At 65.2% G+C, this 12770-nt stretch carries 10 protein-coding genes; 5 read left to right on the forward strand and 5 right to left on the reverse strand.

Annotated elements, in window-relative coordinates; all coding sequences use genetic code 11:
* The first annotated feature begins 10 nt into the window (after positions 1-10).
* On the forward strand, positions 11-808 hold the full coding sequence (locus DB459_RS22600; protein WP_253708065.1) for an SDR family oxidoreductase: 798 nt from the start codon (positions 11-13) through the stop codon (positions 806-808).
* Positions 801-1955: a glycosyltransferase gene (locus tag DB459_RS22605; RefSeq protein WP_253708070.1), complete on the forward strand. Its 1155-nt coding sequence runs from the start codon at positions 801-803 to the stop codon at positions 1953-1955. The genes DB459_RS22600 and DB459_RS22605 overlap by 8 nt, the downstream gene beginning before the upstream one ends.
* An 11-nt stretch (positions 1956-1966) precedes the next feature.
* Here DB459_RS22605 and DB459_RS22610 read toward each other — a convergent pair whose 3' ends face one another.
* From DB459_RS22610 to DB459_RS22625, 4 genes are all read right to left on the reverse strand, one after another.
* Positions 1967-3589, reverse strand: coding sequence for a B12-binding domain-containing radical SAM protein (locus DB459_RS22610; protein ID WP_253708073.1), 1623 nt, complete (start codon positions 3587-3589; stop codon positions 1967-1969).
* A gap of 35 nt (positions 3590-3624) precedes the next feature.
* The gene (locus DB459_RS22615; RefSeq protein ID WP_253708076.1) at positions 3625-4842 is read right to left on the reverse strand and encodes a radical SAM protein; all 1218 of its coding nucleotides are present in this window, start codon (positions 4840-4842) and stop codon (positions 3625-3627) included.
* A gap of 102 nt (positions 4843-4944) precedes the next feature.
* Positions 4945-6174 carry an aminotransferase class I/II-fold pyridoxal phosphate-dependent enzyme gene (locus DB459_RS22620; RefSeq protein ID WP_253708080.1) on the reverse strand — a complete coding sequence of 410 codons (1230 nt, stop codon included), beginning with the start codon at positions 6172-6174 and terminating at the stop codon, positions 4945-4947.
* A gap of 44 nt (positions 6175-6218) precedes the next feature.
* A complete protein-coding gene (locus DB459_RS22625; RefSeq protein WP_253708083.1) occupies positions 6219-7520 on the reverse strand; it encodes an LptF/LptG family permease in 1302 nt (433 codons plus the stop codon).
* Between the two features lie 695 nt (positions 7521-8215).
* On the opposite strand from DB459_RS22625, the gene DB459_RS22630 reads away from it, so the two are divergent.
* On the forward strand, positions 8216-9358 hold the full coding sequence (locus tag DB459_RS22630; RefSeq protein WP_256519225.1) for a glycosyltransferase: 1143 nt from the start codon (positions 8216-8218) through the stop codon (positions 9356-9358).
* A complete protein-coding gene (locus DB459_RS22635; protein ID WP_253708089.1) occupies positions 9355-10494 on the forward strand; it encodes a glycosyltransferase in 1140 nt (379 codons plus the stop codon). The genes DB459_RS22630 and DB459_RS22635 overlap by 4 nt, the downstream gene beginning before the upstream one ends.
* Here DB459_RS22635 and DB459_RS22640 read toward each other — a convergent pair.
* A complete protein-coding gene (locus DB459_RS22640) occupies positions 10439-11521 on the reverse strand; it encodes a glycosyltransferase family protein (RefSeq protein ID WP_253708092.1) in 1083 nt (360 codons plus the stop codon). The two genes, DB459_RS22635 and DB459_RS22640, sit on opposite strands and share 56 nt — an antisense overlap.
* Before the next feature lie 232 nt (positions 11522-11753).
* Here DB459_RS22640 and DB459_RS22645 point away from each other — a divergent pair, with 232 nt between their 5' ends.
* Positions 11754-12755 (forward strand): UDP-glucuronic acid decarboxylase family protein, encoded by a 1002-nt coding sequence (locus tag DB459_RS22645; RefSeq protein WP_253708095.1) that lies wholly within the window; start codon positions 11754-11756, stop codon positions 12753-12755.
* Positions 12756-12770 lie beyond the last annotated feature (15 nt).

Below are 12770 nucleotides of genomic sequence, written 5' to 3' on the forward strand. Positions count from 1 at the left end.
CTCGAACGTCATGTCGCCGCTGCCACGTTCGATCGTCATCACCGGCGCCAGCAGCGGGATCGGCCGCGCACTCGCGATCGCCTATGCGGCGCCCGGCATCCGGCTGGCGCTGGCCGGGCGCGACGAGGGCCGCCTCGACGACGCCGCTGCGCAATGTTCGGCCAAGGGCGCCGCCGTCAGGACGGAACAAATCGACATTCGCGACCGCGACGGCATGGCGGACTGGATCCGTACCGTCGACGACGCCGATCCGATCGACCTCGCGGTTGCCGGCGCCGGCGTCACCGCCGGGCTCGGCCTCGGCCGGCTGCGCGAGAACCCGACGATCGTGCGTAACGTGATCGCGACCAACCTGGTCGGCGCCATCAACACCATCGACCCCTTGGCGGAACGGATGTGCATGCGGGGACGCGGCCATATCGCCGTCATCGGGTCGATCGGCGCTTTGCGCGGACTGCCCTCCTGCCCCGCCTACAGCGCCAGCAAGGCCGGCCTCCACGCCTATGCGGAGTCGATTCGGCCAAGTCTTGCCTCGCAGGGCGTGGCCATCACCATCATCGCCCCGGGCTTCGTCGACACCGCGCTCAACCGCGACCTCGTCGCTCCGAAGCCGCTGATGATGAGCGCGGAGCGCGCTGCCGCCATCATCCGGCGCAGGCTTGAGCGCGGCGAAAAGGTCATCGCCTTTCCGCGCCTCTTGGCTCTCGGCCTGCAATTGACCCGGCTCCTGCCGGCGCGCTGGACCGATCTGGCGTTTGCCGGAGTGCATGTCGACGTGCCCGAGCGCGCCGACCTGTACGATGATTGACGGCGTGGCGGCGATGGACGTGTTGTCGATGATATCGATCGCGGCGGCGTCATGGTGGGCGATCTCCTGCGCCCTCCGGGTCGCAACGGTTTCCGCCGCATTGCTGCAGCCGCGGCTGCGGCGACGCCTGGCGGTACGGCGGGATCAGCCGCCTGTCTCGATCGTGATCCCCATCCGCCGGCTGGAGGCCGACGCCGAGGCGGCCTTTGCATCGGTCTTCCGCCAACGCTACCCGCAGATCGAGGTGCTGGTGTCCGCCGCCGAAGACCGCTCGCCGATGATCGAGATCGCGAGGCGCGTCGCGGAGCAGTGTCCGTCCGTCGACGCGCAGATCCTGACGGGGAACAAGCGCGTCACGCCGAACCCCAAGGTCAGCAACCTCGCGCCGGCGATCGCCGCCGCCCGAAACGACCATATCGTGATCAAGGATTCGAACATTCTGCTGAGGCCCGACCAGCTCGCCGATCTGATGGCGAACCTCACCGGCGGCATCGGCCTTGTCTGCGCGATCCCCATCGCCGTGGCGCCGGTCGGCTTCGCCGCCGAACTCGAACGGGCCTTTCTCAATGGTCAGGCGGCGCCTTTGACGCTGGCGCTATCCGTCGCCGGCGCCGACGTCGGCTTCGGCAAGGTGATGCTGTTCGATCGCCGTGATCTCGCGCGCGCCGGCGGCATCGGTTTGATGGCCCCGGCCTTCGGCGATGACCATGCCCTCTCTCAGGGGCTGGCGCGACTTGGCTTGCGGACGGTCTTCGCCGGGAAAGAGATTCGCCAGGTGATCGGTCGACGGCCGTTCAGCGAAGTCTGGGATCGTCACCTGCGCTGGATGGTCATCCGCCGCATCCAGGCGCCACTGGCCTTCTGCGGTGAACCGCTCGTCAGCGGGGCCTTCACGGCGCTGGCAGGCTCGGTCGGAGCAGCAGTGTTCGGCGCCCCCTGGTGGCTGATGGCGGCGGCGACCCTCGGCGGCTGGGTGTCGCTCGACCTCGGCTTTTTCGCCGCCAAGGGCTGGGGCTGGTCATGGACATCTCCGCTGGCCGGGCTCTGCCGGGAAGTCCTGATCCCTGTCATGTGGCTGAAGGCGCTGGTCGATCGCAAGGTGACATGGGCCGGCCTGCCGTTCGATGTTCCCGCCAAAGCGTCATGATCACCGCCTGATCAAACGGCCGCCCGCCCGATCATCGCCGGCGCCTCGGGCAAGACCATGCCGGTGTCGATCGACCTTATCTGCCGAACAAGGCTCGCGATCACCTCCTCCGAGAATGGTCCAACATGGAGGTAGAGCAGAAACAATGACACCACCTGCTTGAGCGCCCTGGGATTGCGGACCGCGCATTCGGCGATGGTGGCGACGAATCCGGCCAGCAGCTTGGGCCGCCGCACGCTCAGGAACCACAACAGGCGGCCGACCGTCGCCGCGTCGTTCAGGATCACGCGCCACGGCACGCTGGCCTCGACGCGGGCCGGCGCCAGCAGCCGGGCGACGGTCCGGATCCGGGCGAAGAACGCCTCCGGCCGGTTGATCCGCTCCAGCACGGACCTGTAATCGGCCAGGACATCGCGCCGGGCACGGGCCGTGCTGAAGTTGAGGCCTTCGGTGCATTGGTCGCCGCCATCGGCGCCGCTGACGAAGCCGAAATCGATCTCCGGATTGAGCCGCCCTTCCCGTTCGAGCCGCCGCGACAGCTGGGTCTGTGGCAGCGCGGTCAAAAGCCCGACCATGCAGATCGGCAGCGCTGCGGCCTCGATGCAGGCGACCATTTCTTCGGCCATACCGTCGGTCTCGCTGTCGAAGCCGACCACGAAGCCAGCGGTCACGAACATCCCGGCGCGATAGATCCTGTGGACGCAATCGGTGAGATTGCGCCGCGCATTCTGCTTCTTCCGGGTCGAGAGCAGCGCCTCCTGGTTCGGACTTTCGATGCCGATGAAGACCGCACCGAAATTGGCGTCGCGCAGCAAATGCAGCAGTACCTCGTCGTCGGCGAGGTTGATCGATGCCTGGGTACTGAAAGTGAACGGAAATCCGCGTGCCTGCTGCCAGGCGCACAGATGCGGCAGGAACTGCTTCACCGCCTTCTTGTTGCCGATGAGGTTGTCGTCGACGAAATCGACATGACCACGATACCCGAGCTGGTAGAGGATCTCGAGCTCGCCCAGCAGCTGGTCCGTCGCCTTGGCGCGCGGCACCCGACCGTAGAGCTCGATGATGTCGCAGAACTCGCAAGTGAACGGACAGCCTCGCGAGAACTGGACGGAAAGCGCAAGATAATGCTCGAATTTCAGCAGATCGAAACGCGGCGTCGGGCTCCTGGTCACGTCGACCGTGAATTTCTCCGCCTCGAACAATCCCTGCCGCGCTCCGGACTCCCAGGCCTCGATGAAAGCATCGATCGTCGCCTCGACCTCGCCCGGCATGCGGAAATCCGCAATCCGGTAGACCTGCGGGCTCGACGTGACGTCGGGCCCGCCGACCACCACGGGCTTGCCGTGCGCCTGACCGAGCTCGATCAGGCGCAGCGTATCTGCCCGCTGCGGGATCATCCCGCCGGTCATCACCATATCGGCCCATGCGAGGTCGGTTTCGGTGACGTCCTCGGCATTGCGATCGATGAGGCGGACCGACCATTCCTTTGGCAGCATCGCCGCGACGGTGATCAGGCCGAGCGGCGGCTCCATGCGGCGCTTGCCGGCGATCTCGCAGGTCGTCGTCAGGCTCCAGAACGACGCCAGGTCGAAGCGCGGATAGACGAGAAGGACATTGCATCGCGTCGCGGCCATGGTCGTCCCTCCCGTTGCGGCCGAACTGCCGTCGCTCAATACCCCATCAGACCGCAACAGCGGGCGCAGACCGGCATCAGGCCGTCGCGACCGACGCTGGCCCGGAATTTCATATAAGGCTCCGAATTCCACAATTCGGTGATCGTCGACGTCTTGATGTTGCCGACCACGTAGTCGTGGTAATCGCGGCACGGCGACACATCGCCATTGCTGTTGATCTCGACCGCCTGAAAGATCGCCGCGCATTCGTCATAGCCGAAACGCTCCTGGTGATCGGTGTAATAGGCCGTCAGCTTGTCGGATCCGGCAATCGGCGGAATCAATGCGACCGCCGGCGACGACCACCTCGCCGATCGTTCCATCACCGCCTGCAGCTGATCATCCAGCGCCTGCGTATCGCTCGGCTTCCAGCTCCCGACCCAGCCGCGATGGCGCGTCGGATAGAACCCGAACCGGCGGAAGAAGTCCTGCTCATGCGCCTGCGCGTTGTCGCTGTCGATCCACCACGACAGATAGAAGACGAACAGATCGACCTTGTCCCGGAAGGTCTCGTAGATGTCGACGAGATGCTTGCAGTTGGCCGCCGAGATGACCGTCAGCGCCGCGATGAACGGCAGGCCGCGGCCATGACTGACCCTCGCCTCGTTGACGGCATCGAGACCGCGGCACAGTTCGCGGAAATTGTCGCCGCCGCCGCCGGCCGCCGGCCGCAATCCGTTGTGGAGATCGGCGGTATGGCCGTCCACGGAGACCTGCAGCAGGAACAGCGGCGCCTTGACGAGCCGCTCCGCCGATGCCGCCACCCGCGTGCCGTTGGTCGCGATGCTCACCGGCAGGCCGAGTTCGGAGGCGCCGTCGATCAGATCGAGGATGCCGTCATACAGCATCGGCTCGCCGCCCCAGAAATAGACCAGCGGCCCGTGACCGTGGTCGACCATGTCCTGCAGTAGTTCGAGATAGCGGCGCGACGGGATTTCCCTCTCCTTCAGATGCCTGAGGCTGGAGTTGATGAGGTAGCCGTTGTCGCCCCACTGCCCGCAGGTGTGGCAGCGCAGATTGCAGCGGTCGGTCAGGCGAAAGCTCGCCTGGCGGATCTTTCCCGCTTCGCCGGCGGCACGGCCGACCCTGAATTTGCTGAATATCCGCTTGTCCGCCTCCATTTGGATCAGCTTGGTCGCGATCCACGGATGCGGAAGCATGCGTCGCGCGTAGCGCGCCGCCGTCGCGATCCCCAGGCTGCTCGTCTTTGCCATCATGCCCAACCGTTACCGATCGCCCCAAATTCACACTCAACGCTCAACCAGCGCTCAAGCCGCCGCTGCGCTGCAGCGCAGATCCGGCCTCATCGTCCCGCGTCACGCCAGCTTCAGCAGCCCCGCAACCTCGGCCACTGCGTCGATCGCCGTTCTGATCTGCTCGGCCGTATGGGCCGCCGAGACGCTGAATCGCAGCACCACTTCGCCGTCCGGCGTCGCGGGCGGCACCAGGAGATTGACGTAGATGCCGCGGTCCAGCAGTTCCTTCCAGAATTGATATCCCATTGCCAGCCCCGGCATCCGGATGCTTCCGACCGGTCCCGGATCCGCGCAGGGTTTGACGCCAATGGTGGCGAGGCCGCCATGCAGCGCCGCCGCATTGCGCCAGAGGTTCTCCCGCAATCGGGGCTCGCTGCCGATCAGGCGGATCGCCTCCCGTGCGGCCGCAATGATCGGCGGCGGCAGCGACGCGGTATATAAATACGGTCTGCTCATGAAGCGCAGCGCGCGCAGCTCGCTCGCGCCGCTGACGGCGTAGCCGCCGATGCCGCCGATGCTCTTGCTGAACGTGCCGACGATCAGGTCGACATCGGCCTCGACGCCAAGATGTTCCGCGATGCCCCGTCCATGGCGGCCATAGATGCCGAGGGAATGGGCTTCGTCGACCACGACGACGGCGCCATGGCGACGCGCGACGGCAGTCAGGCCTTTGAGTTCGCCGAGGTCGCCCCGGACACTGTAGAGCCCCTCGCAGACGACCAGTGTCTGCGGCCCGGGGACCTTGCTGGCGGCGAAGCGGCGTTCGAGATCGGCGCTGTCGTTGTGAGCAAAGGTTTCGACCTGGGCGCCGCTCAGGCGACAGGCGTCGAAGATACTGGCATGACAATGGGCATCGGCGAAGATCAGGTCGCCCTTGCGCACCAGCGCCGAGATCACCCCCAGATTGGCCATGAATCCTGTGCTGAAGACGACCGCATCGCTGCGTCCGTAAAGGGTGGCGATGTCGCGCTCGAGCATCACGTGCAGGCGGTGATTTCCCGCGGCGACCCGCGATGCCGTCGACCCCGTGCCGAAATGCCGCGTGGCCTCGATCGCGGCGCCGATACACGCGGGATGGAAGTTCAGTCCGAGGTAGCTGTTGGTGCCGAACATCAGCGTCGGCCGGCCGTCGATCACGGCCGTCGCGGCGTCGACGACATCGTCGACGACGATGCTCAGCGGATTGGTGCGTGCTTCGGCCAGCCGTTCCAGGGAGCTGCCGAGGCGATCGGCGCGCGACAGTATCCCATTTGCATTGTCCTGCATGAACTGCCGGTTTTCCTGCTGCATGAACTCGCCTTTAAAGTCACCCGTCACCGAAAATCCAGTGCGACTTACCCGGTATGACGCGACCAGGCGATTGATTTGTGCAAACGGCGCAACGCTCGACCCGCCGCTATCTCGCTGTCGCCGTTGCCGGTCGCCGCGGCATCCGTCACCGGCGCGCCCAGCCATCCGAGCAGTAGCGGGGCGTCCGGCGCTCCCGGCACCTGCGCGGTTGCGGTGGCGACCCGGCGGTCAAAGGCACCGATGCGCGCCAGCGCCATTGCGCCAGCGGCCACCAGCTCGGCACCGATGAGGGTCGCGATCGCGAAGACCATTCGCAGATCCGAGAGCGTCTGCTCGATCGAGAAGACGATGGCGAAGTGCAGCACCACGATCAGGGCACAAACCAGCGGCGCGCGATGTCCGCGGCGGCCGGCAAGATTGCGCCAGACCGGCAACAGTTCGAGCCCGAGCCAGGTGTGTAGAAGAGCCAGGAGTGGGATCGCGAACCGGTTGATAGCCTCGTGCGTCCATTCCCGCGCCTCTCCGGGGGCGGCGAAGGCATTCGAGCGTTGCTCGAGGAAGCGCGGCGTCGGCAGTTCGTCGATGATCGTGTAGTCGCGTTTCAGCCCTCGGCCGCCATATTCGTTCAACGGAACGAACATGCGGTCATAGGCGACAACCCGGGCCTGCGTCTGGCCGCCCTGGTAGCTCTGGACGGTGCCGTCGAGCAGCACGACGCCGCTGTCGTCGCCCTGCTTTTCGAACACGGCGTAACGCGCCTGGAATACCCGCTCTCCATCGTCGGCGGCGCGTTCGCGAATGAAGACGTCGGCCACCTCGTTGCTGTTGATGTAGTTCTTGAAGAAGACGACCTGGCGCCCATGATTGAATTGATTGAAAGCGCCGACCTTCAGCAATGCAGGATTGATGCCGTGTCGCAACGAATACAGGACGTCGTGGAGGTGTCCCGCCGTCAACGGAATGACCAAGCAAGTCAGCACGTAACCCAGTACCACTGCGGCCGCCGCGACGACGAGACCGGGCCGCCGCGCCGCAAACGTTGAGCGGCCGCTCGAATAGATCGTCAGCAGCACGCCTTCACTGGCAAAACGCCCGTAGGACCAGACGATCGCGATGGCGATCAGGGCCGGCAGGACGTGGTAGAGGATCATCGGTCCAATGCTGGCGAGCGCCGGCCACGCCAGATTGGTGTAGAGCGCCTCTTCTCCCAGATGACTGATCAGCGAGACCAGGATCACAGGACCGGAGAAAACCGCGACGACCACCACGGAGGCGAGCAGAATCTGTTGTGTCAGATACCTGTCGATGACGCCAACCACGAAATGTGCCCCCCCGGCCACGACCATCGACCGGAACGCCCCTCCCACAGGACGGTCCCGGCGACGCCGGCCCCCCGACGCCCAATTGCTGGTGCGGTGGATCTGTCAGATCCAAAACCGCGCGAGTGTGATGGATCTGACGCTCGTATCAGCGTTGCAGCGAATTCTCCGTACGCGCGTCAGATCCAAAACCACACTAGAATCATAATTATACGAGTGTCCCCTTGGTTCTAACATTCGTACGAGTGCCCGCTGCAAAGCGATACGAACGTTGGAACCGGGACACTAGTGTGGCGTCTCGCAATTGCCTACCGCCTTCGCGGCAACCCTCTCGTAGGCAATTGCGAGACATAAGCCACACTAGCACTTTGATTTTGCTAGTGTCCCTATGTCTCCGAATGACCGTGCGAGCGTGAGGCAAACGAAGCGGTCATTCGGAGACGGGACACTAGCAGCCACAACCAGGGGCTGCCGGCCCACCAAATACGAAATCATACTACATTCAAGATTGTGTCGTGGAAACACCGGGCAATCGACATGCACAACCGGCCGCGATGGTTGTGCCGGTCGCGCTGCATAGCGGCATGGCTTTGCCAATTCGTTGTGATTGCAGGACTTCTTGGCTGATGGGCCGGTTCCGTGGCGATGTGCCTTGACCTGGCACAACTTGGTGCGGCCAATGTCGTCGCATTGTCATTGGCGTCGAAGGTGTTGAGCGGGACATGCGGGGGCCGATCAATCTCGGAATATTCGTCGACGATCTGGGGATCGGCGGGACGCAGAATTGGCTCACGCTGCTGGTGCCGGCGCTCGCCGCGCGCGGCTTTGCGGTACGCATCTACAGCATGCGGGCGATCAGCCACCCGGAAATCCTCGATCGTCTTGTGCCCCATGCCCGGATCGAGATCATCGGCGAGAGCCGGCTGTGGGCGGGAACGGGACTTTTTCGCCTGGCGAACGAGCTCAGGAGCTGGCCGGCCCACGTCGTCCAGACGGCGCTTCCGACCTCCGACATGATCGGCCGATCGCTGGCGCGGCTGTGCGGCGTGCCGGCGATCTTCTCCACGATCCGGGGCCGGAACGTCGACAAGCCGAACTGGCAGAAATGGCTTGACCGCCGCACCGCCCATCTGGCTCGCGCGATTGTCTTCAACGACCGCGAGGCCGTGCCGTTTGCGATCCGTCACGAGGGCGTCCGGGCCAACCAGGTCGTCTACATTCCCAACGGCGTCGCGATCACGACGGCGCACCGACCGGCCGGCGAGGTTCGGGCCGAACTGCGGACCCCGCCCGACGCCACGGTGATCGCAACCGTCGCCCGCCTGCATCCCTCCAAGGGGCAGCACCATCTTCTCCAGGCATTTCGGCGGGTGCGAGAGCGCATCCCCGAGGCGGTCCTGTGGCTGGTCGGCGACGGCGAATGCCGCCCCGCACTGGAGCGAGACACCCGCCGGCTCGACATCGCCGATGCGGTCCGGTTCGCGGGCATGCGGCGCGACGTGCGCGATATCCTTGATGCCATTGATCTCTTCGCCCTGCCCTCGCTGTGGGAAGGCATGCCCAATGCGCTGATGGAAGCCATGGCCGCCGGCCAGCCGGTGGTCGCCTCGGACATTGACGCAATCCGCGAGCTCGTGATCGATGGCGAGACGGGCTGGATGGTCAAGCCCGGCGACGCCGACGACCTGGCCCAGACGCTGATCTCGAGCCTGTCCGATCGTCGCCGGGCGGCCGATATCGGCCTGGCAGGAATGTGCCACATCCGACAGCACTTTTCCCTGGACGGCATGGCGGATGCCTACGCGGCGCTCTACCGCGCGGGGTTGGAACAGCAGCCGCAGCGCCTGGAGGCGCCAGTTCGATGAAGATCGTCCACATCCTCGACAACCTCGATCGCGGCGGGGCGCAGACCATGCTCCGCAGCGTGGTCGCAGGCCTGACGAAGCGCGGGCACGGCCAGCACATCATCTGCCTCAACGAGGTCTTCAACGAGGAGGTCGTCGCCGCGATGCGCGCAGCCGGAGCGAGCGTCGAGATCATTGGACGACCGCGTCTCTATGGTCTGGTCGGCCTTTGGTCCATCGTCAGCGAATTGCGGCGGCGTCAGCCGGATCTCGTCCATACCGAACTGCCGTGGGGCGACCTGATCGGACGCACCGCCGCCCGTGCCGCCGGCATCGCGCCGATCGTCTCCACGGTCACGGCGCGCTACGCCGACAAGCCGCGCCTGCAATTGTGGTTCGACCGCAAAACCGCGTCCTGGGCCGACCGCGTCGCGTTCCAGAGCGCCGAGATCGTGCCCTTCTCGCTCGCCCATGAAGGCGTTCGGCCCGATCAGGTCCAGGTCATTCCGAACGGCGTCGATGCCGACGATCGCGACCGTTCCGCGGCGGCCGCCGCGTTGCGCCGGGAATTCGGCGGTGGCGCTGCGACCATCCTCGGGATGGTCGCGCGGCTGCATCCCCAGAAGGCGCACCCCGATCTGCTCGATGCCTTCGCCAGATTGAACAGCTCGCCCGCCGATGTCCGGCTGTGGCTGATCGGCGACGGACCGGATCGTTCGCGGCTGGCAGCGCAGGCGGCTGCGCTCGGGATCGATGATCGCGTGGTCTTCGCCGGCGACCGTGGCGACGTTCGCGACTGGATCGCGGCGATGGATATCTTCGTCCATCCGACCTATTTCGAAGGGCTGCCGCTTGCGGTTCTCGAAGCGATGATCATGGGCAAGCCGGTGATCACCTCGCCGATCGACGGCCTCCGCAGCCTGATCACCTCGGGCGTCCACGGCTGGCTGGTCCCGCCCAGCGATGCCGACGCCCTCGCCGACATCATCGACGATGCGATCGCGCACCCCGAAGAGCGGGCGCGGATCGCCGCGGCCGGCGCCGCGCGGGCCCGGTCGCAATTCGGCTCCGATCGCGTCGTCGATGCCTATGAGGCGCTGTTCAACTCGGTGCTCGCGGCAAGGTCAGCAGCGCTCTCCGCCAGCGTCCCGCAATGAAGTCATCGATCGCGGCGAAAGCCATGTCGTTGCCGCAGAAGGTCGCGCCGGCGATCCGGCTGCGACAGGTATCGAGCCGCGCCTCGAAATCGCGCAGGACCTGCGGCGAAAACGTCGCAAGATCGGATCGCATGCCATAACCCAGCCGTTCCAGATAATGCGCATTGAGGAACTGCTCGAAGGCGCCCCGGACCGGGATCGACAGCACCGGCTTGCCGAGATACAGCGCCTCGGAGATCAGCGTATGGCCGCCGCCGCAGACAACATAGGCGCAGGATGCGAGGTCATCGAGAAACGCCTGCGCGTCGAAGGACCGGAAGGAAAGGCGCCCCTCGCCGCGGCCATCGCCAAGGCCATAGACATGGACCGGACGGTCGAGCTTCGACAGATGCCCGGTAAAGGCGGTGAAGGTCGGATAGCCCTGATAAGCGACGACATGGTCGCCTTTCCTCGCTTGGCGGGCGACGACGTCGCCGCGCAGCAGCGGCGGCACCTGGCGGATGGACTGACTGGCGTTGCGGGGCGCGACCTCGAAGAAATTGCTGATCAGATATTGATCCGCCGAACTGAAGAGAAGCTGCACGGAGAGCGCCGTCGCCAGCCAGCTCGGCGCCTGTCGGACCGGGCAATCGATCCGGCCGAGGGTCATGACGTGCTGATTGTCGAGCGAAAGGCACGGAAGCCCAAGACTGCGCGACACGCGCGGCACGAAAAACTCATAGTCGGTGATGGCGCAATCCGGGCCGAACGCCTCGATGGCCCGCCTGAGTTCGCGGCTCCAGCGCCCGCTCCTGCTCAACGTCGTGGCTGTGCGCAGCATGGCGGCGGCGGCATCGACCCGATGCGATCCCACCGGCGTCACCGGATTGGGGCACTCATGGACCCTGAAGTCCCGGGACAACAGCCGCGCCGCCTCGCCGTGGCAGACGAACAGGAAGTCGTGCCTGCTATAGTGCTGCGCCACGGTGAGGGCGCGGATGGCATGGCCCCGGCCCGTCCCATGGACGCCATAGAGAATACGGGCCATCGGATCAGCTCGGCCGTCCGGGAGACCGGCACGCCAGCGTCCGCCAGGCGGCTAGGCCTCCAGGCATGCAAGCTCGTGCCATCATCGTGCATCCTCGCCCTTCTGCGCCGGCCATGGCTTGCCCGGCGACGGGGGTTATGGTTGCATGAAACACTTTTCGTCGAAACTCCCGAAAACTGATTGGCGCTGGTGGTTCTGCCTCTGCTCCGCCGGCCGTGACCGAGTGAAATTTGTGCTGCGAACTGCATCCAGGCCGATCAATGAAAGTATTCTGATCACCGGCGGCGCCGGCTTCATCGGCTCGCATCTTTGCGACCGCCTGGTCGCGGAGGGCCTTGAGGTCGTCTGCGTCGACAATTTCTTCACCGGGACGCGGCGCAACATCGAACACCTGCTCGACAGCAGGAATTTTGAACTGATCCGCCATGACGTGACCCTTCCGCTCTATGTCGAGGTCGACAGCATCTATAATCTCGCCTGCCCGGCTTCGCCGATCCACTATCAGCACGACCCGGTACAGACGACCAAGACGAGCGTGCACGGCGCGATCAACATGCTCGGCCTCGCCAAACGGCTGAAGGCGCGGATCCTTCAGGCGTCGACGTCGGAAGTCTATGGCGATCCGACCGAGCACCCGCAGACGGAAGCCTATTGGGGCAACGTCAATCCCATCGGCGTGCGATCGTGCTATGATGAAGGCAAGCGCTGCGCCGAGACGCTGTTCTTTGACTACTGGCGGCAGCACCGGCTGCAGATCAAGGTAGCGCGGATCTTCAATACCTACGGGCCGCGCATGCATCCGCATGACGGCCGCGTCGTCTCTAATTTCATCGTCCAGGCCCTGCTCGGCAAGGACATCACCATCTATGGCGACGGGTCGCAGACGCGATCCTTCTGCTATGTCGACGATCTCGTCGAGGGCCTGATCCGGCTCGCGGCGACGCCCGACGAGGTGACGGGACCGATCAATCTCGGCAATCCCGAGGAAATCCCGATCCTGAAGCTCGCCACGACCATCGTCGAACTGTGCAACTCCCGCTCCGCCATCGCCCGCCGTGAGCGGCCGTCCGACGATCCCTACCGACGACGGCCGGACGTCTCGCGCGCGGAAGCGATCCTGTCGTGGAAACCGACCACCGGGCTCGCTGACGGCCTGACCAAGACGATCGCCTATTTCGACGGTCTCTTGTCCGACGATACCGTCCGCAGGACGCTGCAGGGCAATCGCGACTGACTTGACGCGATGAAT

This window comes from Bradyrhizobium sp. WD16 (assembly GCF_024181725.1).
In the GTDB taxonomy this organism is placed as follows: Bacteria; Pseudomonadota; Alphaproteobacteria; order Rhizobiales; family Xanthobacteraceae; genus Bradyrhizobium_A.

Excerpts from the sequence above, each read along its gene's own strand:
- DB459_RS22600 (WP_253708065.1), top strand. The coding sequence starts at position 11 with ATGTCGCCGCTGCCACGTTCGATCGTCATCACCGGCGCCAGCAGCGGG.
- DB459_RS22605 (WP_253708070.1), top strand. The coding sequence starts at position 801 with ATGATTGACGGCGTGGCGGCGATGGACGTGTTGTCGATGATATCGATC.
- DB459_RS22610 (WP_253708073.1), bottom strand. The coding sequence starts at position 3,589 with ATGGCCGCGACGCGATGCAATGTCCTTCTCGTCTATCCGCGCTTCGAC.
- DB459_RS22615 (WP_253708076.1), bottom strand. The coding sequence starts at position 4,842 with ATGGCAAAGACGAGCAGCCTGGGGATCGCGACGGCGGCGCGCTACGCG.
- DB459_RS22620 (WP_253708080.1), bottom strand. The coding sequence starts at position 6,174 with ATGCAGCAGGAAAACCGGCAGTTCATGCAGGACAATGCAAATGGGATA.
- DB459_RS22625 (WP_253708083.1), bottom strand. The coding sequence starts at position 7,520 with ATGGTCGTGGCCGGGGGGGCACATTTCGTGGTTGGCGTCATCGACAGG.
- DB459_RS22630 (WP_256519225.1), top strand. The coding sequence starts at position 8,216 with ATGCGGGGGCCGATCAATCTCGGAATATTCGTCGACGATCTGGGGATC.
- DB459_RS22635 (WP_253708089.1), top strand. The coding sequence starts at position 9,355 with ATGAAGATCGTCCACATCCTCGACAACCTCGATCGCGGCGGGGCGCAG.
- DB459_RS22640 (WP_253708092.1), bottom strand. The coding sequence starts at position 11,521 with ATGGCCCGTATTCTCTATGGCGTCCATGGGACGGGCCGGGGCCATGCC.